The organism is Marinobacterium nitratireducens, from assembly GCF_014645375.1.
Lineage (GTDB): Bacteria > Pseudomonadota > Gammaproteobacteria > Pseudomonadales > Balneatricaceae > Marinobacterium_A > Marinobacterium_A nitratireducens.
Genome location: NZ_BMLT01000009.1, coordinates 1 through 20,128 on the forward strand (window position 1 = coordinate 1; position 20,128 = coordinate 20,128).

The window sequence follows — 20,128 nt, forward strand, 5'->3', positions numbered from 1 at the left end:
CGCTGTTCTACAAGGAGAACACGCGGATGCTGTTCGGCGATGCCAAGGAAAGCGTCGATGCGCTGCTGAAAGCCATCGCCTAGCGCGTCAAAACAACCATTCGCGATCGAAGCAATTGCCAGCCGGCCAAAACCGGCTGGCATTTTTTGATTCTTTGCAGATTGGCATGAAACAGGGCACGAAATCGTAGGATGGGTGGAGCCGCAATGGCACCGGCTGTCGGTTTGTATCCCTGGCTACGCGGCGTAACCCATCGGTAAGATCGGTATCGAACAGGCTGAGCCGGTATCCCGGCGGACAGGGGGCATTGGCAAAACAGGTGCCGCACCTGTGATGGGTTACGCCGACCCGGGCTTGCTACTAAACGGCAACCGTGCGGACGGCGGCTGCACCCATCCTTTCTGGTTAAAGCGCGAAGAAACTTTTGCGCCCGGCGCCGATGTCTTTTTTTTACAGCGGTGCTGTTACCACAGCCGAGGTGGCATAGGTAGGGGGGGGGAATAAACGCGCGCCGGCCTGAGGCCGGCGGCGATTGACGGGGACGGCAACCGCTACGGGGTGTCGTTCGTCACCGGCGTCAGGCCCGCCAGGTAGCGTGCCGTCGCCGCGATATCGGTGTCGGACAGTGTGCCGGCGATGCCATTCATGGCCCGGTTTGCATCCTGGCGTTGGCCGCTTTTGAACGCCTTCAGCTGATCGACGAGGTAGAGCTCTCCCTGGCCCGCGAGGCGGGGGGCGATCGGTCCTCCCATCAGGTGGTCGCCATGGCAGGAGGTGCAGGCGTTGGCGGCGACGGTCGCCTGGCCGCGCTGCTCGAGCGCGCTGTCCTTGGCGGCAGCCTCGTTTCGCGCCGGGCTCTGGCGTGAGAAATAGTCCGCCAGTTGTGCGATCCGCCCGTCGTCGAGGGACGCGGCGAGCGGGCCCATCTGCGGATCGTGCCGGCGCCCCTCGGCAAAGGCCTGCAGTTGGTTTTCGATATAGGTCGCGGGCAGGCCGGCCAGGGAAGCATACTGCGCGTTGCCGGACTGGCCGTTGACGCCGTGGCACTGGAAGCAGGAGTCCTGGAGCTGGGGCCAGGCGCCGACATTTGTCTCGTAATCGGCATAATAGGCGTCAAGGGCGCCCATGAAGCGGTAACCCGAAACGATTTCCGGTCCCAGCACCGTACCCGCCACCACCAGGGTCGTGCCTGCGACTGCCGCACCGATCTTGACTGCGCGTTTCATCAGGCGTTCCTCCGATCTTTGACCAGCGCCTGGAGCGCCTCGAGTGCCGCCCGGTGGCCGGCCCGAACCGCGCCGTCCATCGAGCTTGCCCAGATTTCGGCCGTTTCGGTGCCGGACCAGATCAGCCGGCCGACCGCCGGTTTCAGGTAACGGCCCCACCGGGTCAGGAAGCCGGGCGGTATGGACCCGACACAGGTCAGGGTCCAGGGGTCGACCTTACCCCAGTCGTGATCATGGAACTGTTTTGGGTGCAGGGCGTCGTCGCCAAGGGCCTGCGCGTAGATCGATGACAGCCTGGTTTGCGCCTGTCGGGCGTCCCGGGGCAGCTGGCCGGCCCTGACGAAGGCGGCGAGGACGCCGACACTGCCGTCCGGGGGCGAGTTGTCGTAGGAAAGGATCAATGGACCGTCGGCCTGGGTGATCTGGCCGTTCAGCCCCAGGTCGCGCCAGAATGGCCGCTCGTAGACGTGCACGGTCTTGCGCATCGGCGCGTGGGACGGCCAGAGCTGCTGCAGCTGCGCACGTCCTTCGGGCAGCGGCGGATCGAAGCGGATCTGGTTGCACAGGGCCGGGTGCAGCGCGGCGATGACCCGGCGGGCGCGAATGACGCCCTGATCCGTGTGCAGTTCGACGATGTCGCGATCCCAGCCGACGATTCGACGCACCGGGCAGGACAGTTTGAGCCTGTCGCCGAGGGGCTCCGCCATTCTGGTACTCAGAACCTGAGAGCCGCCGACGAAACGGGTTTCCTGGGCGCCGCCCTCGAACCCCTCGAGCTTGCGCATGCTGCTGTCGGCCGAGTTGACGATCGAGAGGTAGTGCAGCAGCGACAGGTTCGAGGGCGGGGTGCCGGTGGTCAGCCCGATGGAGGTGTCGAAGGTGAACCTGCTCTCGTTGTCGATACTCTGGTCCGCCAGCCATTCGCCGACCGACAGCGTGTCGAGGCTGGCCGCATCCGCTGCCTCCCAGGGCGCCCGGCTGGGGACCCCTCGCGCCAGCTCGTTCAGTTTGACGGCGACCGGGTCCTCGGGATCGGTGCTGCCGGGCAGGGCTTCTTCGAACCGGGCGTTCCCCGCCAGGTAGACACTTTTGCCCTGGAAGTACGTCGGGAAGGTGTCGATGTCCAGCTCGCGCGCCAGGTCCGAGATGGCTGTCTGACCCGGCCCGATCCACTGACCGCCGGCCTCGGAAACGACGCCGTTACCCAGGTCGTGGTTATAGGTACGGCCACCGACACGGTCCCGCGCCTCGAGTACGACGAAAGACTCGCAGCCTGCGCGCTGCAGGTCGCGGGCCGAGGTCAGGCCCGCCAGTCCTGCCCCGATAATCGCCACATCCAGAACGTCTGCCTGATCCGGTTGCGGCTCGGCAGGCCGTGCCTGCCCGTTCAGGCTGAACCCGCCGGCCACGGCGCCGCCTCCGATTGCCTGCAGCAGCAGACGCCTCTGCCGTGCCTGCTGCGAGAGTTTAGCGTTCTCTGAAGCCATCTTCGCTCCCGTAAAGTTCGTCTTATTATTTAAAATTACAAATGTTATGTAAATATACATGATGGCTGTCAGGGCGCAAGGGAAAAATCCGAAGCGCCGACGGGAGCGGAATCAGATGTACGACGCCCGACCGCACGGGCAGGGCGCTTGTAGCTGGGAGGGCATTGAAAAGGTTCGCCGCAGATTAGCAGGACAGCGAGGACAAAAAGCCGGGGAAAGCCCCGGCGTGTAGAGAGGCCCGAGCGAGCGCGGTTTCCCGCGGGCGGCTCAGTCGCCGGAAGCGGGGTACGGGCTGATCATGGTGATGGCGGCGTCGAGCAGGGTCTGGACGCGGTGCGGCTCGAACCGTTCGGGTTCGAGCGGGAACATCATCATCCAGCCGTCGCTGATCGCGCTGATCTGGTCGGCGAGCAGGTCGGCGGGAATGTCCCGGCGGATTCTGCCCTGGCTTTGCCCGCTCTCCAGGATCGAGGTGAATATCTGCCGGAAACCGGCGTAACGTTGCTGCAGGATGTTCGCGAACGCGGGTTCGTGACGGGCGTGGGCGAGCAACTGAAACAGAACCAACCAGGCGTCATCTTCAGTTCGCGTCCATTCGAGCCACTGCTCGAGGATGGCCTTGAGATCGGCATGTTCGCGTCCTGCCTCGAGCAGGGCATGGAATTCATCGAACAGGTTTTCGGCGACGGCGGTGATCATGGCTTCCTTGTTGGCGAAATAGTAGGTCACCGCGCCCGTTGTGTAGCCCGCCTGCTTCGCGACCTTGCGCAGCGACGCTCCCGCGTAGCCCTCCTTCGCAATGACCGCGATAGCGGCTTTCAGCAGCACCGCCTGCTTGGCCTTGTGATCGCCTACGGGGCGTCCTCTGCGGGCCGTCGATTTGGTTTTGCCGTTTGTGTCCCTGGTGGGCTCGGAGTGTGCATCTTGCATGGACTAATCGTGACGTCATCAGCTTGAAAGCGAAATAACATAACAGATGATTGGCAAATAAAACAGCGGGTCGTATCGCATGCCAGGCCAGTCCGGCTCGCTGAGGTGTTGCCGCCGGGAGTTGATGGATTCCCGGCGGCGTTCAGGAACCGGCCGGGCGCCTTTAGTCGTCTGCGCGGAAAATCACGGGTGCAATGTTGGTGAAGTTCGCCACATCCGCGATCACCTCGGCTGTCCTGGGGGAGGCGAGCGCCTCATCGATATTCGATTGGCTCGAGAAGCGAAGTATCGCCATGTTGTGCAGTGGTTGGGGGCCGGGGGCCGGTGACAGGTTTTCAGCCGACTCGAGGCCGAATTCGGACCAGGCGGAAAGCGCCAGTTGCAGGTGTTTCGAGAGGTAGTAGTCCCAGTCGAAGGTCCCGCCCTCGGTAGTGGGGTAGCTCACGATAAGAGTCGCCATCGTTAATTCATTCCTCTTGGTTGATGGGCTGAAGTGCGCCTCGCAAGGGTGAGGGCTCCGAGACGCATGGTTTCCGTTGTCGTGTCGGTGGCTTCATCCGGCCGAGGGCATGACTCATACCCTCATGTCGGGCGGCGGCGCTAACTCCAGCGCCAGGTCGATCGGGCCCGTTTACCTGCCAGTCCACAGATCCTTTCCTGATTTAGCGGAGCGCTCCGGTGTCGGTCCCTGCCGGTTCAGAGATGCCTGAAGCAAATGCGCGACCAGTCGGACCCCGCCACCAGTTGATTCGCAGGCTAGCAGTGCAGATAAAATAAAACAACAGATGTTATTGAAAATAACTTTCGTCTGTGGTTATTTACATAACATATGTTCTGTTTAAATGATCGGCGTTGCCTGACGCCGTGAACAACAAAAAAGCAAAGAGGTGCTTACGCATGATTCCCCTGAAGCCTACCCTTACCTTGCCGGCGGTTGGCCTGTCCGGATTCGAGACCCCGTTGTCCGAGGAGGAAGCAGCAATCCAGGCCTCGGTACATCGTTTCGCCAAAGAGGTTATGCGGCCGCTCGGGTGCGAACTTGACCGGATGCGGGCGGAGGATGTGGTCGCGCCGGGCTCGCCGTTTTATAGCCTCTTCGAGGAGTTCCAGAAGCTCGGTCTCGACCCCTCACTGCTGGCCGAACTGCCCCCGGAGATGGCCGTGCGTATCGAGTCGCTGATCGGCGAGGAGCTTGGCTGGGGCGACTCCGGCCTCGGGGTCTCGCTGGGCTGCGCCGGCTTTCCGCTGCAGATGGCGATCGCGGCCGGCAATCAGGAGCTGGTGGAGCTGTGTCAGGGCCGTATCGGCTGCTGGATGGCGACCCAGCCGGATCGGGGCAGCGACAACCAGTTGCTGGATGTTGCGCGGGACTGGCCCGCGGGCGTGCCGGCCAATACCGGCAACCTCACCGCCAAGGTGGTTGGCGACGAGATCATCATCAACGGCCAGAGCTCGGCCTGGGTATCCAATGGCGCGGTGGCGCAGGTCGCCTTCGGCCTGATGTGCGCTGATTACGGTGACGGCTTCTACGATCGCGACGGCCTGCCCCACGGCATCGCGGTCATCGTCCCGCTGGAACTGGCGGGTGTCTCCAAGGGCAAGCCGCTGGAGAAGATCGGCCAGCGCGCGCTGCCGCAGGGCGAGATCTACTTCGACAACGTGCGGGTTCCGCGGCGTTTCGCCATCGCCGAGCAGGAGGGCTATTACGGCGCCATGAGCTCCTCCTGGTCCCATGCCGGCACCCATATGGGCCAGGTGTTTACCGGTGTCGCGCGGGCGGCCTTCGAGCTGGCGCTGCAGTACTGCCATGAACGCCGCCAGGGCGGCCGGCTGCTGATCGACCACCAGATGACGCGGCTGCGCCTCGGCGAGATGATGCGCCGCGTCGAGACCGCCCGCGCGGTGGCCCGCCGCTCGCTCGGCTTCGCGCGGTTGTCGCCGCAGACGCACCCCTACGCCACCGCCTCCGCCAAGGTCACGGTGACCGAAGAGGCGAAGTTGGTGGTCGACGAGGCGTTCCGCCTGTTCGGCGGCAACGGCACCACGCTGGAGTACCCGATCGAGAAGCTGGCGCGCGATACCCAGGCGGCGCTGATCGAGGACGGGGAGAACCGCGTCCTGACCATGCGGCTCGGCCTGCTGGCGCAGCAACTCTACGCCGAAGGCTGGTCGCAGTACTGATCACGGCACTCACTCCATTCATCAATAAAAAGCGAGGAACACCCGATGGCTAAATATCCAGTTGTTGTTTACGGCGCCAGTGGCTACACCGGCATGCTGATCATGGACTGGCTGATCGACCAGCACATTCCGTTTACCGCGGTCGCCCGCAACGCCGGCCGCGCCCGGGAGATGATGGCGCAGCGGGTGGTGGGGCTGGAGTCCGCCACCTACGAGATCGTCGAGTGCGCGCACGAGGTCGAGGCCCTGGTCGAGGTGTTCAAAGGCGCGAAGGTGGTCTGCAACACCGTCGGCCCCTTCGTCAATTTCGGCCTGACCGCGGTGGAAGCGGCGCTGAAGGCGGGCTGCCACTACCTGGACCCGGCGGGGGAGCAGGCGCACATCAAGGCGCTGCGCGATGAATTCGGCGAACTCTATCGTCAGGCGGGGCTGCTGCTGTCGCCGTCGCTGGCCTACATGTACACCTACGCCGAAATCGCGGCGGAACTGGCGCTGGAAACCCCGGGCGTCGATTCCCTGGAGACGGCGACCCTGACCCGTGGGCCGCGCGTCGGCGCCGCCGGCGTGACCGTCGGATCGACCGCCACCATCTTCGAGGGCATGCGTCACCCGGGCGCCTACCTGTGGGAGAAGGAGCTGGTGTCCTACGCGCCGAATTCGAGCTTCAACGTCGTCTGTCCGGACCTGCTGGAGTCGGTGTTCTGTCTGCCCTGGGGCGGCACCTCGCTGCCGGTGTTCTTCGAGCGCGACGGTCGGGTGCGCAGCTGCATGTCCTGCGTCGGCTTCTACGACAACCCGGTGATGAAGATGGTCCATGGCCTGGGCGAGAAGTGGGAGACGGAGTACAAGCACCTGCCGAAGGAGCAGCAGGACGCGGTGATCCAGAACCTGGTGGACTCGACGACGCCGGCGATGCCGCCGCGCGAGCGCAGCACGCTGCAGCGCACGGTGGACTTCGCGATCGGCCGGGGTCAGCTGACGTCGGTGCGGGCGACGGTACACGGCATCACGCCGTACATCGCGACCGGTGCGCTGCACGCGGCGGCGGTGGCGAAGCTGCTGGACAACGACCTGAACAAGGCGGGTTTCGCATCGTCGTCGCAGGCGTTCGGGCACCACTACATGCTGGGCTTCCTGGAGCAGCGCGGTCTGGCGCGCGCATCGGTGAAAGAGCTCTAAGGAGGCCGCGTTGTACGGGCTTGCCTGCCGGCAACAGACGCAGGCAGGCCCGGCTGGAGAGAACTTGACAGGCAATAACGCCGATCCGGATTGCGGATTGATAGAAAAATAAACGAGGCCTCAGTTATGCAAAAAAGTATTCATCTCAAGCGGTTGCCGCTGGCCGTCGCGGTGCTGTCCGGCATGCTCGGACTGGCAAAAGTCAATCAGGCCGAGGCGCTGCAGCTGGATTTCGGCGAGGACAGCGAGCTATCCGGCAGCCTGGACTTCACCCTGGGCTACGCCGCGGCTATCCGCGCCAGCGACGCCAAGTCGGCGGCTCTGGACCCGACCAACAATCTGCTCGGGTCTGGCGCGACACCGAACTATCTGTCCGACGCCCGGGTACCGGACGCCGGCGATCTGATCTCCAGCGTTTTCAAGGGCACCGCCGAGCTGGGACTGGGCTGGCGTAATTACGGTTTCGTCGGCACAGCGACCTACCAGTATGACAGCGAAATCATGGATGGCGACTCGGTCGACTTTCTCGGCAATCCTGCGCCCTGGAGCAAGGCCGCGGAGGACTACGCCGGCAGCGACCTCGAACTGCTCGACGCCTATGTCTACGGTTCCTTCGAGGTTGGCGGCAACCCGCTGGACCTGCGGCTCGGCAAGCAGGTGATCAACTGGGGCGAGGGGCTCTACTTCCTCGACGGCGTGTCGGTCCAGGTGCCGCTGAACATCAACAAGCTGGTAACGCCTGGCTCTGAACTCAAAGAGGGCTATATCGGCGTCAACAGCGTCTATGCCCAGCTGGGCATCGGGGACAGCTCGTCGCTCTCGGCCTACCTGCAGACCGACTGGGAGCGCGCCGAGTTCGGCCCGCGCGGTACTTTCTACGGTGACGACGTGCTGTTCCGCGGCGGTACCGAGACCGACCCGCTGCTGGGTGTGCCGATTCGGGACAATGACGTCGAGCCGGACGAGGGCGGCCAGTGGGGCATCGCCGGGCGCACCTTCGTCACCGATGACACCGAACTGGGACTCTACTACTCCCACTACCACGAAACCTTCCCGTTCCTGCAACTGGCCTTTCCGAGCAACTCCGCGACCGGGCTACGGCAAATCTGGCCCGAGGATCTGGACATGTACGGTGCCAGCTTCGCGACCACGCTCGGCACCTGGTCGCTCAACGGCGAGCTGGCGTACCGTCCGGACCGGCCGCTTTGGACGAACCTCGCGACCTTCGACGCCAAGGGCCGCAATATCGAGAAACACGACACTGTCAATGCCTCGGTACATGGCATCTGGCTCGGCGGCGCACTGCCACTGGGAATCGACGCCCAGCTGCTGACGGTTCAGTTCGGCGCCGACTATATCGACGGCGACCTGGATAACCTCCAGGCCCACAACTCCATCCATTCGGAGGCGTTATCGCCGGACCGCCTGTCCTATGGCGTCGCCGCTCAATGGAACGGTACCTGGCAGGCGATTTATCCCGGCACGGACCTGACGCTGGGGCTCTTCCTGCAGAAGGACCTGCAGGGCAACTCCCATTTCTGGGGCAACTTCGCCGAAGACAGACTGCTCGGCACCCTGTCGTTGACCGCCAATATCGGCAATGCCTGGGAAGCCCGTGCGGGTTACACCTGGGTGAATCAGGACAATTCCAACTACGAGTCACAGGACGTGGTCAACCTGTCCGTCAACTACAAATTCTGAGCCTGAACGCTGAGAGGAGTATCACGATGTACAAGAAAACATTGATCTGTGCCGCGGTTACCATCCTGAGCATGAACAGCGTATATGCCGCGATTTCAGCCGAAGAAGCCGCCCGGCTGGGAGGTGCGGAACTGACGCCGGTAGGCGCCGAGCGGGCGGGCAATGCCGACGGTACCATCCCCGCATGGACCGGCGGTCTGACGCAGGTACCGGCCGGCTGGAGGCGTGGCGACGACCGTCCGGACCCCTTCGCCGGCGAGAAACCGCTGTTTACCATTACTGCGGGCAATGTTGACCAGTATGCCGACAAGTTGACCCCGGGCTCGATTGCCCTGCTGAAGCTGCACCCCGAGTTCAGGATGCCGGTCTACCCGACGCACCGCACCGCGGCCTGGCCGCAGCACGTCTACGACAGCATTGCCGCGAACGCCACCACGGCTAAATTGGTTGATGACGGCAACGGCGTCGAGGGCGTCTGGGGTGCGGTGCCGTTCCCGTTGCCGAAGAACGGCAACGAGGTGATCTGGAACCACAACCTGCGTTTCAAGGGCACCTATTTCAATGCCCCCACGGCGGTCGCGAACGTCGTCTACGACAACGGCCAGCGGCAGGAATGGCTGTTCGAGACCAAGGTGCATTACACCTATTACGATCCCGGCATTGCCGCGAAGGAGCGCGAGTCCGGCGACATCATGCGCTATGCCGCCACCACGATCAGCCCGGCACGCGATGCCGGGGAAGGTTGGCTGGCACTGGAAAATATCGATGCCAAGACGAATCCCCGCAAGGCCTGGACCTACGATCCGGGCGAGCGCCGCGTACGCCGCGCCCCGAACCTGGCTTTCGATACGCCGGACCGGCCGCTCAACGTGATCGACGACTACGACATGTTTTCCGGCTCCCCCGAGCGCTACGACTGGACGCTGGTGGGCAAGCGCGAAATGTACGTGCCGTACAACAACAACGGTTTGAATTCGATCGCGCATTCGATCGAGGACGTCTATACGCCGGGGGCGGTCAATTCCGACCTGACGCGCTACGAGCTGCACCGCGTCTGGGTGGTCGAGGCGAAGCTGAAGCCGGAGGCGCGCCACCTCTACGCCAAGCGGGTCTTCTTCATCGACGAGGACAGCTGGACCATCCTCGCCACGGACAAGTACGACGGCAACGGCAACCTCTGGCGCGTGGGCTTCAACTACCCGGTGACCGCGCCGGAGGTGCCGGTCACCGCCGGCGGTTTCGATGTCAGTTATGACCTCAAGGTCGGCGGCTATTACGCCATTACCGGCGTGACCGGTCAGGACCGGGCGCAGACCTTCGACGAGACGCCGCCCGAAGCGTCCTATTACTCCGCGGCAGCCATGCGCCGTCGCGGTCGCTGACGATGGCAAGGCGGGGCGCTCACCCCGGTGATGCAGCGCCGTGCCTTGCAGACTTGACTACCCATCCCACTTCGGCCCGCCCCGTTTCGAGCTGTGTTTTGACAACCGCTTAGAGCGAACGGGGCGCAAGGATTCCACCATGAAAAGAACCACAAGCGCCGGGCGCAGCCGTGCCTGGTTCCGTTCGCTGTGCGCGCTGGTTTTGACGGGGCTGATCGCCGTGACCGGCCCCCGAATCGCCGCGGCCGACTACCTGGACCCACTGGACATTGCGGCGCAGCCGATGGCGTCGGCGCCGCAGTCTCTGCTGCTGGATATCACCCGGGCGGGTGAGCGCCTGGTGGCGGTCGGCGCGCGCGGGCATATCCTCTACTCCGACGACAGGGGCCAAAGCTGGACCCAGGCCGCAGTGCCTGTTCGCGCCCAGCTCGATGCCGTCTGCTTCGTCGACGACAAACAGGGCTGGGCGGTCGGCGAGGACGCGGTGATTCTGCACAGCATCGATGGCGGAGAGAGCTGGCAGAAGCAGTTCGACGCCCGCGATGCCGATATGCAGGGCCCGTTGCTGGATCTGCTGTTCAGAAACGCCGAGGAAGGCTTCGCCGTCGGCGTCTTCGACAAGCTCTACCACACCGCCGACGGCGGCAAGACCTGGGTGGACTGGCGCGATCACGCCGACAACCCGGACGAATGGCACTTCTTCGCCATGGCCGCCACCGATGCCGATACCCTCTACATCACCTCCGAAGCCGGTCTGCTGTTCCGCTCGCTAGACGGGGGCGACAGCTTCGAGGCGATCGAAACCGGCCATGTCGGGTCCTTCCACGGCATCCTGGTCCGGCGCGGGGAAGACGGCCAGGATCAGCTGCTGCTGTCCGGGGTCGGCGGCAAGCTGTTCAGCAGCGACGATGGCGGCGAGCGCTGGCGCGAGATTCGGACCGGTACCGAGGCGGGACTCTCGGGCGGCACCTGGCTCGCCGACGGTTCGGCGCTGGTGGTCGGCGCCGACGGCGTACTGCTGCATGTCGCCGCGGACCTGAAGTCGGCGAAAAAATACCAACGGGACAACGGCCTGCCGCTGAGCAATGCGCTCCAGCAGGCGTCGGGCGACTTCGTGCTGGTCGGGCTCGGTGGCCTCCAGGCCCTGAACCATCTGCAGGACCGCTAAGAGAGGACGCAGAGAATGACGACAAGCAACGACACGCTAAGATTTTCCGCCCTGACCCGGGCTGTTTTTCGCTACCGCCTGCCGATCCTGCTGCTGAGCCTGATCGCCACGCTGTACCTCGCCTGGCAGGCGAGTTTCGTACGCCCCGACACCCGGCTGGATCGGCTGATCCCGGGCAGCCACGAGTTCGTCACCAATGCCAGGGCCTTCCTCGGCTCGCAAAGCGCCGGTGGCGACAGCGTGATCCGCGTGGCGGTGGCGCGCAAAGCGGGCACCATCTTCGACTACGACCATCTTCTCAAGCTGCAGCAGATCAGCGACGAACTCTCGCTGCTGGACGGCGTGGACACCGGCAGCCTCAACTCCCTCTGGTCGCCCGGCATGCTCTGGTTCACCATCACGCCGCAGGGCTATGCCAGCGGTCCGGTGATCGACAACGCCGGCTTCGCCGACACGCCCGAGTCGATGGACCGGATCCGTACCAACGTCTTCCGCGCCGGCCTCGTGGGCACCTACGTTTCCAACGACTTCAAGGCCAGCATGATCGACTTCAGGGTGCTGCCGGTGAGCCCGTCGACCCGGCAGCCGCTGGACTTCAACGCCTTTTCCGCGCGGCTGGAGCAGGTGCGTCAGAAGTACCAGGACGACGACATCAGCATCCACGTGATCGGCGACGTCAAGAAGGTGGCCGACCTGGTGGACGGCTTTGGCCAGGTGGCGCTGTTCTTCCTGGCCGCCTTCCTGATCACGGCGGCGCTGCTGTTCAACTACTCGCGCTGCTACAAGTCCACGCTGATCCCGCTGCTCTGCTCAGTGGTGGCGGTCCTCTGGCAGCTGGGCGTGCTCAACCTGATGGGGTACGGCCTCGGCGTCTTCTCGGTGCTGGTCCCCTTCCTGGTGTTCGCCATCGCCGTGAGTCACGGCGTGCAGGTGATCAACGCCATCGCCCACGAGACCGCCAAGGGCGAGGATCGCCTTGGGGCCGCCCGCGTGACCTTCCACCACCTGCACAAGGCGGGGCTGGTGGCGCTGGTCAGCGACGGCATCGGCTTCGCGACCCTGTTCGTGATCGATATCGGCGCCATCAAGGACCTGGCGCTGGTGGCCAGCGTCGGCGTGGCGCTGGTGATCCTGACCAACCTGGTGCTGCTGCCGGTGCTGATGTCCTACGTCGGCGTCACCCGGCGCTGCGTCGACCACGCCCAGCACAAGCTGCAGCACAAGACCGCGCTCTGGGAGCGGCTGGCCCACTTCGCCGAGCCGAAGCTCGCGCGCCTGACCGTCGTCGTCGCGCTGGTCCTGACCGGCGCCGGTGTCTGGTTCAGCCAGGACCTCAAGATCGGCGACCTGGACAGGGGCGCGCCGGAACTGCGCGCCGACTCGCGCTACAACCGGGACAACAACTACATCACCGACCATTTCAGCACCAGTACCGACCTGCTGACTGTCTTCGCCGGCATGCCGGACGGACAGTGTAATACCTATAAGGCGATCGACCTGATCGACCGTCTCGGCTGGCAACTCGAGAACACCGAAGGGGTCAAGGCGGTGACGTCGCCGGCCACGCGGGCCAAGCTAAACCGTTACCTTGGCAACGAGGGCAACCTCAAGCTGATGGCACTGCCGCGGGACGAGCGGGTGCTGGGCCGGGCCATCGCCATCACCGGGTTTTCGGCGGCTGTCGAAGACAGCGCGTGCAACCAGCAGCGGCTGCACCTGGAGCTGACCGACCACCGCCAGGAAACCCTGCAGCGGGTGGTGGCGGTGGTGCGCGATTTCGCCGCCGGCAACGACGATGCCGATATCTGGTTCCGTCTCGGCGACGGCAACGCCGCCTACGAGGCCGCCACCAACGAGGTCATCGAGCGTGCCCAGCTCGAAATACTGGCCTACGTCTACGGTATCGTCGGCCTGATGGTGCTGCTGACGTTCCGGTCGCTGAAGGCGGTGGTCTGCATCCTGCTGCCACTGGCGCTGACGTCGCTGCTGTGCCAGGCACTGATGGCGCTGCTGGGAATCGGCGTCAAGGTGGCGACGCTGCCGGTGATCGCGCTGGGCGTCGGCATCGGCGTCGACTACGGCATCTATATCTACAGCCGTCTGGAATCCTACCTGGCGCTTGGACATCCACTGCGGCAGGCCTACCTGGAGGCGCTCAAGACCACCGGCAAGGCGGTCTCTTTCACCGGCATGACGCTGGGTATCGGGGTGGCGACCTGGATACTGTCGCCGATCAAGTTCCAGGCCGACATGGGTATCCTGCTGACCTTCATGTTCCTCTGGAACATGGTCGGAGCCCTGACGCTGCTGCCGGCGCTGACCTGTTTCCTGATGCGGGACCGGCGCCGGCCGACGCAGGCGGTGCTGCAGCCGGCAGCTTCCGGGGTGGCGGAAGCAGGAAGCCATTGAAGTCATCGCGACGGATGGCACTCGCCTATGCTGAATAGAGAATTCTGGCAGCCGAGGCGCTCGTTCCATGCACTGTTCGCGCTGTGGATCGGAGAATCCCGTCAATGCCCGTTTCTGTAGCCAGTGCGGTGTCCGGCTCGATGCGCTCCGGTCTTCCGAGGGTTTGCAGGAACGGGCACCCATAGATTACACCCCCCGGCACCTGGCCGAGCGCATTCTGGCGGCGCGCGCGACACTTGGTGGTCGCGGGGGTGGCGAACGCAAGCTCATCACCGCGATGTTCGCCGATATCGCGGGCTCCACGGCATTGATCCAACACCTCGATCCGGAAGATGCCCGGCACCTGATCGATCCGCTGCTGGTGCTGATGATGGAGGCGGTTCATCACTACGAGGGCTACGTCGCCAAGTCACTGGGCGACGGTATCCTGGCGCTGTTCGGCGCGCCGATTTCACATGAAGACCATCCGCAGCGCGCAATCCTCGCGGCCCTGCGCATGCAGGATGCGATGCGGCGCCATGGCAACAGCATTGCGCCGGAATCGGGGAGTCGGCTGCGCATACGTGTCGGCGTTCACACCGGCGAGGTGCTGATGCGCGCCGTCCGCACCGAGAATCTTCAAGCCGACTACGACCCTGTCGGGCACACGATTCATCTGGCATCGCGCCTCGAGGGGCTGGCTGTCCCCGGCTCGATCGTCATCAGCGGCACGACACAGCGGCTCGTCGAGGGATATTTCGATGTCAGCGCCATGGGCGCCGTACCGGTCAAGGGAATTGACGAGCCGGTGACGTTGTTCGAGGTACGGGGTCCGGGGGCCCTGCAGACACGATTGCAGGTGGCGGCGTCCAGAGGACTGGCTCGATTCGTCGGCCGGCAGACGGAGATCGAAAGCCTCTGCGAAGCGCTGGAGCGCGCCTTGGCCGGGCACGGCCAACTGGTAGCGGTGGCAGGCGAACCCGGGGTCGGCAAATCCCGCCTGTTTCACGAGTTCAAACGCCGTTGCGACCGGGGCTGCCGGTTTTTGGAAACCTTCTCTGTATCCCACGGCAAGGCATTCGCCTACCTGCCGCTGATCGAGCTGCTGAAGCATTTTTTCGCGTTAGCGGCTCAGGATGATGAACGGCAACGCCGCCTGAAGGTGACCGAAGGGGTACGGGCCCTGGATCGTCGTCTCGAAGACATATTGCCCTACCTGTTTCAGTTGCTGGGGGCCGGCGACCCGAACGTCTCGTTGCCGCAGATGGATCCCGGTCTGGGGCGCCATCGTACCTTCGACGCTCTGCGGCGGCTGCTGCTGGCCGCAAGCGTGCGGCAGCCGCTGGTGCTGATATTCGAGGATTTGCAGTGGCTGGACACCGAAACCGCGGCCTTTCTCGATTTTCTCGTTGCGGGACTGGGTGATGCCCGCATTTTGCTGTTGGTGAACTACCGGCCCGAATACCGCCATCACTGGCCAGAGGGTGCATGCTTTCGACAGTTGCGGCTGGATGCGCTGGATCAAGGTGAAACTGAAACGCTACTGAGCGAGCAGTTGGGCGATGACGACTCCCTGGCCCCGCTGCGTCCCCGTATTGCGCAACAAGCCGAAGGCAATCCGTTTTTTCTCGAGGAGCTGATCCGTACACTGGCCGATCAGCAGCTGATCGGCGGCGGTCCCGGACGCTATCGCCTTCTGCGTCTTCCCGAATCGTTGCAGATACCCGACACGGTAAGGGGCGTTCTGAATGCCCGTATCGATCGGTTGCCGCTCCCGGCCAAGGCACTGTTGCAGACGCTGGCGGTGATCGGCAAGGAATTTACCTGGAGCCTGGTTCGACGGGTGCTGGATAATGTCGAAGACGACCTGCGTCGCCTGCTGTTTCAGTTGGAAACGGGCGGGTTCATCTACGAGCGGCTGGCCTATCCGGAACTGGCATACGGATTCAGGCACGCGCTGATCCAGGAGGCCGCCTACGACACTTTGCCGAGGGAGCAACGTGGTCGGCTGCACGAAACGACGGCCGAGGCGATGGAAATGCTGTTTGCGGACCAACGTGAGGAGCGCAGTGCCGAACTGGCGTATCACTTCCGCTGCGGCAACAACCTGGCCAAGGCAATCCAGTATCTGACGCTGGCAGGAGACCGGGCGGCGCGGCAATGCGCCGTTGCCGAGGCGGTCGAACAGCTGACCACGGCACTCGAACTGCTGAAGCAGTTGGCCGATACCCCGCAAAGAGCTCGGCAGGAACTGGCGATACGGCTGCGGCTGGGACCGGTCTGGATGGCATCCCGTGGATACGCGGCTGCCGAAGTCGAGACGACCTATCGCCGGGCGGCGCAACTCTGTGACCAGGTTGGCAGGATGCCGGAACTGTTTTCGGCTTTGTTTGGGCGCTACGCCTACCACCTGGTGCGCTGCGATCTGATGGCGGCGTATGCGCTTGCCGAACAATTGCTGGCGCTGGCGAAGGAATCCGGGGAAGCCGATCAGCAGCTTCTGGCTCGATGCCTGACGGGGGAGTCGCTGTTTTTCCTCGGCAATCTGTCTCAGGCCCGGCAGCAGTTGCAGCAGGCCGTGGCCGGGTACGATAGCGGTCGACACCGCAGGCTGACCTTGAATTTCGGTCTTGACCCCGGCGTACACGCCCTTGGCTATTTGACCTTGATAACGGAGCTTGAAAACGAACCCGCGGCAACGGGGTTCCCGCCAGATGCTGCGCTGGTGCTGGCGGAGCGCCAGGCGCACCCGACCAGCCTGGCGTTGGCGCTGAGCCTGGCGGCGTTGCGGCAGCAGCTTCGAGGGGAGGCGACCGAGGTGCGAAACCTCGCCGAGGCGGCTGTGACGCTTTCAACCGAACGGGGGTTCTCGTTCTGGGCCGCCTTCAGCAACGTGCTGTTCGGCTGGGCGCTGGCCTGCCTCGGAGAGATCGACGATGGTCTTTGGGCGTTACGGCGGGGACTGGACGCCTACCGCATTACCGGTGCCCGCCTGTGCCTGAGCCACTTTTTCGGGCTACTGGCCGAGGCGCAGCTGCGTGCCGGTCGCGTCGCTGAGGCCCTGGAAAGCATCGATGAAGCGCTGGGCGTTTCGAGGCGCACAGCGGAACGCTATTACATGGCTGAACTGCACCGGCTTCGGGGCGAGGCGCTGCTCGCCGGCGATGCCGGCTTTGGCGACGACCGGCAACGGCAGGCGGCCCGCAGCTTTCGGCGGGCCATCGCCGTCGCCCGCCGCCAGGGTGCCGGTCTGCTGATGTGGCGGGCACTGCTGTCACGGGCGCGACTGCAGAACCTTCAGGGTCACAGAGACGCTGCCCGGCGGACCCTGCAAACCATCATCCGGGCGTCCGGCAGGGCTGTCGAAACGGGGGATACCCTCGCGGCCCGGACGTTGCTGGCCGACATCGATCGGCAGGCATAGGTCTCGTTCAGGCCTGTTCGGCAATGGCCTCGAGCGCCAGTTCTGCCAGCGGGCCGACGTACTGGCCCATTTCGGCCGCCTGCCTGTTGGAGGCGTTGCCGTCGATGGCCCGTTTAGCGACGCCCTGGATGATAGCGGCCAGGCGGAAGAAGCTGAACGCAACGTAAAAGCCGAAATTGTCGATCTTATCGATGCCCATTCGCCGACAGTAGGTAGCGACGTACTCCTGCTCTGACGGGATTCCCAGTGCGTCCAGGTCCTTGCCTCGCAGGCCCGATACCGTGCCGATAACCGGCATGCGCATCTGCATGCAGAGGTAACCGAGATCGGCGAATGGATGACCGAGGGTCGATAGCTCCCAGTCGAGCAGGGCAATCGCCCGAGGCTCAGTGGGGTGAAGCATCAGGTTGTCGAGGCGATAATCGCCATGCACCAGCGATACACGGCCGTCGTCGTCGGGCAGGTTGCGTTCCAGCCATACCATCAGCTGTTCCATCGGCGCTATAGGCTCCAGCTCCGAGGCGCGATACTGATCACTCCAGCGGGTGAGCTGGCGCTGAAAGTAGTTGCCGGGCCGGCCGAAGTCGCCAAGCCCCGCCGTGTCGATATCGACCGAGTGCAGTGTTGCCAGCACCCGGTTCATCTCGTCGTAGATCGCGCTGCGCTCGTCCCGTCCGACTTCGGGCAGGGCGGCATCCCAGAACACACGACCGTCGCAGTACTCCATGATGTAGAACATCGAGCCGATCACCTCGCGGTCCTCGCACAGGTGGTAGACACGGGCAACCGGAACGTCGGTATCGGCAAGTGCCGCGAGCACGCGATACTCGCGGTCGACGGCGTGGGCGGACTTCAACAGTCTGCCCGGTGGTTGGCGGCGCAGCACATAGATACCGGATTCGGCGGTTATCTTGAATGTCGGGTTCGACTGTCCACCGGAGAATTTTTCCACCTGCATCGGCCCCCGGAAGCCCTCGACATGGGCTTCCAGATAAGGCTGCAGTTTGGTGAGGTCGAGCGTTTCAACGGCGCGGGTCATGCGTTGTCTCCATCATTGAGGCGTTCATGGATTTCGCGGGACAGGTTGCGGCCCAGCTGCATCATGTGAACCTGGTCGGGCCCATCCGCCAGCCGGATCGAGCGGGCGATGGTATAGGCTCGCGCCAGGAAGGTGTCCTGGCTGACGCCGGCCGCTCCATGTATCTGGATGGCACGGTCGATCACGGCGCAGGCCATGTTCGGTGCGACGATCTTGATCATCGCGATCAGGTCCTTGGCGGCCTTGTTGCCACCCTGGTCCATCTTCGCCGCGGCCTTGAGCGTCAGCAGTCGTGCCTGTTCGATCTCGCAGGCGGAGAGGGCGATCGCCTCCCGTACCGACTGTTGCTTGCTGAGTGGTTGGCCGAAGGCAATGCGCGTTTCGGCGCGCACGCACATCTTTTCCAGTGCACGCTGCGCCAGTCCGATGGTACGCATGCAGTGGTGGATACGACCGGGTCCAAGCCGCCCCTGGGCGATCTCGAAGCCGCGACCTTCGCCCAGCAGCAGGTTGTCCGCGGGCACCCGGACGTTGTCGAAGATCAGTTCGGCGTGGCCTTCGGGCGCATCGTCGTAGCCGAATACCTGCATCGGGCGCACCACCTGCACGCCGGGTGTGCCGGCCGGCACCAGCAGCATCGACTGTTGCAGGTACTTATTGGCGTTGCCCGGGTCGGTCTTGCCCATGACGATATAGATGCGGGTGTGGTTGTTGCAGGCCCCGGATATGAACCACTTGCGGCCGTTAATGACGTAGTCGTCGCCGTCCCGGACGATCGAAGTCGCCACATTGGTCGCATCCGAGGAGGCCAGTTCCGGCTCGGTCATGGCAAACGCCGAGCGGATCTCGCCGTTCATCAGCGGTGTCAGCCACTGCCGCTGCTGCGCTTCGTTGCCATATTTTGCCAGCACCTCCATATTGCCGGTATCCGGGGCGTTGCAGTTGAACACTTCCGGGGCCCAGTAGACGCGGCCCATGAGCTCGGCCAGAGGGGCATATTCCAGGTTGGTCAGGCCGGGGCTGAAGCGGTCGTAGGTATCGGGCAGAAAAAGGTTCCACAGGCCGGCAGTCCTGGCCTTTTCCTTCAACTCGGCTAGTAAGCCCGGCGGCTCCCAGCGGTCGCCGTCAGCCACCTGAGCCTCCCAGCGGGCTTCGTTTGGATAAATGTGCTCATCCATGAAATCCAGGAGGCTTTTGCGCAACTCGCGCACTCTGGGGGAATACTCGAAATCCATAGGTTCATTCCTTCGGCTTAACTGTAGGTGATCAGCTCGAGGCTATAGGGGGAGTCCAGATGCGGCACACTGTTAAATCCGGTGACAGTGGTACGTGCCGGCGTGTAAAAGCAGTGGGTGATCGACGAGTTGCGCATCTGCAGGTTCGTACTGATCAGCGTGTCGGCACCGAACCCCATCAACTGGCTCAGCGCCATGCTGATGGGGCCGCCGGAACTGCAGACGAGGGTATTTCCGGTCGCATCGCGGCGCGCGAAATCCAAAGCGCGATTTACCCGTTGCTCGAACGCCTGCCAGCTCTCCGGTACGGCGCTATCCGGCAATTCTCCGCGGGACCAGGACCGCATGGCATGGCGCAGGCAGCGATAGACATCCTGCGGGCTCTGCCAGTCGCTAATGGCGTACTCCGGAAAGGTCTGGCAGTAACCCAGCAGAAGTTTTTCGAAGTCGAATTCGTTGAAGCCGTGGTGCGTTTCATAGGCCGGGGCGGCGTCGAGACTCTGGCAGATGGCGTCGGCGGACTGGCGATGGCGTGCCATCTGACCGCATATAATGCGCTCAAACGTAATTTCACGGGTTCGGAAATATTCGCCGAGCCAGCGGCACTGCCGATACCCGAGCGTCGAGAGTTGGTCGTAGTCGTCACCACCGAAGGAGGCCTGACCGTGTCGAATTAGATAGAGCTCAGCCATTTTTATATGAGTCAGTTGTCGTGTAACACTTCTGGTTACTTGGGGGGCATGAAACAGCTTTAACGTAGGCGTATTTCTCCAAGTGAAATAAGGGTA

Annotated in this window: 14 protein-coding genes; 7 read left to right on the plus strand and 7 right to left on the minus strand. The window is 63.7% G+C overall.

All coding sequences use genetic code 11. The features are described 5' to 3' along the window. Positions 1-551: 551 nt before the first annotated feature. The 4 genes from IEX85_RS16660 to IEX85_RS16675 form a co-directional block, all read right to left on the minus strand. Positions 552-1,226 carry a c-type cytochrome gene (locus tag IEX85_RS16660; RefSeq protein WP_188861751.1) on the minus strand — a complete coding sequence of 225 codons (675 nt, stop codon included), beginning with the start codon at positions 1,224-1,226 and terminating at the stop codon, positions 552-554. Continuing rightward, positions 1,226-2,713 carry a flavin monoamine oxidase family protein gene (locus IEX85_RS16665; RefSeq protein WP_188861752.1) on the minus strand — a complete coding sequence of 496 codons (1,488 nt, stop codon included), beginning with the start codon at positions 2,711-2,713 and terminating at the stop codon, positions 1,226-1,228. Before IEX85_RS16665 ends, IEX85_RS16660 begins: the two co-directional genes overlap by 1 nt. 267 nt (positions 2,714-2,980) lie before the next feature. Then, on the minus strand, positions 2,981-3,643 hold the full coding sequence (locus tag IEX85_RS16670) for a TetR/AcrR family transcriptional regulator (protein ID WP_188861753.1): 663 nt from the start codon (positions 3,641-3,643) through the stop codon (positions 2,981-2,983). Between the two features lie 163 nt (positions 3,644-3,806). Next, positions 3,807-4,103 (minus strand): EthD family reductase, encoded by a 297-nt coding sequence (locus tag IEX85_RS16675; protein ID WP_188861754.1) that lies wholly within the window; start codon positions 4,101-4,103, stop codon positions 3,807-3,809. 437 nt (positions 4,104-4,540) lie between these two features. Between IEX85_RS16675 and IEX85_RS16680 the strand changes: the two genes are divergently transcribed. From IEX85_RS16680 to IEX85_RS16710, 7 genes are all read left to right on the plus strand, one after another. After that, a complete protein-coding gene (locus IEX85_RS16680; protein ID WP_188861755.1) occupies positions 4,541-5,824 on the plus strand; it encodes an acyl-CoA dehydrogenase family protein in 1,284 nt (427 codons plus the stop codon). Positions 5,825-5,869: 45 nt separating this feature from the next. Further along, positions 5,870-7,003 carry a saccharopine dehydrogenase family protein gene (locus IEX85_RS16685; protein WP_188861756.1) on the plus strand — a complete coding sequence of 378 codons (1,134 nt, stop codon included), beginning with the start codon at positions 5,870-5,872 and terminating at the stop codon, positions 7,001-7,003. Positions 7,004-7,129: 126 nt separating this feature from the next. Next, a complete protein-coding gene (locus IEX85_RS16690) occupies positions 7,130-8,704 on the plus strand; it encodes a DUF1302 family protein (RefSeq protein ID WP_188861757.1) in 1,575 nt (524 codons plus the stop codon). 26 nt (positions 8,705-8,730) lie between these two features. Further along, a complete protein-coding gene (locus tag IEX85_RS16695) occupies positions 8,731-10,086 on the plus strand; it encodes a DUF1329 domain-containing protein (RefSeq protein WP_188861758.1) in 1,356 nt (451 codons plus the stop codon). Positions 10,087-10,225: 139 nt separating this feature from the next. Next, positions 10,226-11,254 (plus strand): WD40/YVTN/BNR-like repeat-containing protein, encoded by a 1,029-nt coding sequence (locus IEX85_RS16700; protein WP_188861759.1) that lies wholly within the window; start codon positions 10,226-10,228, stop codon positions 11,252-11,254. Positions 11,255-11,269: 15 nt separating this feature from the next. Beyond that, entirely contained in the window at positions 11,270-13,663 is a 2,394-nt protein-coding gene (locus IEX85_RS16705) for an efflux RND transporter permease subunit (RefSeq protein ID WP_188861760.1), read from the plus strand. Between the two features lie 67 nt (positions 13,664-13,730). Then, positions 13,731-17,066, plus strand: coding sequence for an adenylate/guanylate cyclase domain-containing protein (locus IEX85_RS16710; protein WP_188861761.1), 3,336 nt, complete (start codon positions 13,731-13,733; stop codon positions 17,064-17,066). Between the two features lie 7 nt (positions 17,067-17,073). Here IEX85_RS16710 and IEX85_RS16715 read toward each other — a convergent pair whose 3' ends face one another. Genes IEX85_RS16715 through IEX85_RS16725 form a run of 3 tightly spaced genes read right to left on the minus strand, consistent with a single transcriptional unit; the run spans position 17,074 to position 20,032 of the window. Then, on the minus strand, positions 17,074-18,105 hold the full coding sequence (locus IEX85_RS16715) for a phosphotransferase (RefSeq protein ID WP_188861762.1): 1,032 nt from the start codon (positions 18,103-18,105) through the stop codon (positions 17,074-17,076). Then, positions 18,102-19,340, minus strand: coding sequence for an acyl-CoA dehydrogenase family protein (locus tag IEX85_RS16720; protein WP_188861763.1), 1,239 nt, complete (start codon positions 19,338-19,340; stop codon positions 18,102-18,104). The genes IEX85_RS16715 and IEX85_RS16720 overlap by 4 nt, the downstream gene beginning before the upstream one ends. Before the next feature lie 17 nt (positions 19,341-19,357). Further along, positions 19,358-20,032: a histidine phosphatase family protein gene (locus IEX85_RS16725; protein WP_188861764.1), complete on the minus strand. Its 675-nt coding sequence runs from the start codon at positions 20,030-20,032 to the stop codon at positions 19,358-19,360. Positions 20,033-20,128: the final 96 nt, after the last annotated feature.

Bases quoted from the DNA above. Each gene is read 5' to 3' on its own strand.
- IEX85_RS16660 (WP_188861751.1), bottom strand. From the start codon at position 1,226: ATGAAACGCGCAGTCAAGATCGGTGCGGCAGTCGCAGGCACGACCCTG.
- IEX85_RS16665 (WP_188861752.1), bottom strand. From the start codon at position 2,713: ATGGCTTCAGAGAACGCTAAACTCTCGCAGCAGGCACGGCAGAGGCGT.
- IEX85_RS16670 (WP_188861753.1), bottom strand. From the start codon at position 3,643: ATGCAAGATGCACACTCCGAGCCCACCAGGGACACAAACGGCAAAACC.
- IEX85_RS16675 (WP_188861754.1), bottom strand. From the start codon at position 4,103: ATGGCGACTCTTATCGTGAGCTACCCCACTACCGAGGGCGGGACCTTC.
- IEX85_RS16680 (WP_188861755.1), top strand. From the start codon at position 4,541: ATGATTCCCCTGAAGCCTACCCTTACCTTGCCGGCGGTTGGCCTGTCC.
- IEX85_RS16685 (WP_188861756.1), top strand. From the start codon at position 5,870: ATGGCTAAATATCCAGTTGTTGTTTACGGCGCCAGTGGCTACACCGGC.
- IEX85_RS16690 (WP_188861757.1), top strand. From the start codon at position 7,130: ATGCAAAAAAGTATTCATCTCAAGCGGTTGCCGCTGGCCGTCGCGGTG.
- IEX85_RS16695 (WP_188861758.1), top strand. From the start codon at position 8,731: ATGTACAAGAAAACATTGATCTGTGCCGCGGTTACCATCCTGAGCATG.
- IEX85_RS16700 (WP_188861759.1), top strand. From the start codon at position 10,226: ATGAAAAGAACCACAAGCGCCGGGCGCAGCCGTGCCTGGTTCCGTTCG.
- IEX85_RS16705 (WP_188861760.1), top strand. From the start codon at position 11,270: ATGACGACAAGCAACGACACGCTAAGATTTTCCGCCCTGACCCGGGCT.
- IEX85_RS16710 (WP_188861761.1), top strand. From the start codon at position 13,731: ATGCACTGTTCGCGCTGTGGATCGGAGAATCCCGTCAATGCCCGTTTC.
- IEX85_RS16715 (WP_188861762.1), bottom strand. From the start codon at position 18,105: ATGACCCGCGCCGTTGAAACGCTCGACCTCACCAAACTGCAGCCTTAT.
- IEX85_RS16720 (WP_188861763.1), bottom strand. From the start codon at position 19,340: ATGGATTTCGAGTATTCCCCCAGAGTGCGCGAGTTGCGCAAAAGCCTC.
- IEX85_RS16725 (WP_188861764.1), bottom strand. From the start codon at position 20,032: ATGGCTGAGCTCTATCTAATTCGACACGGTCAGGCCTCCTTCGGTGGT.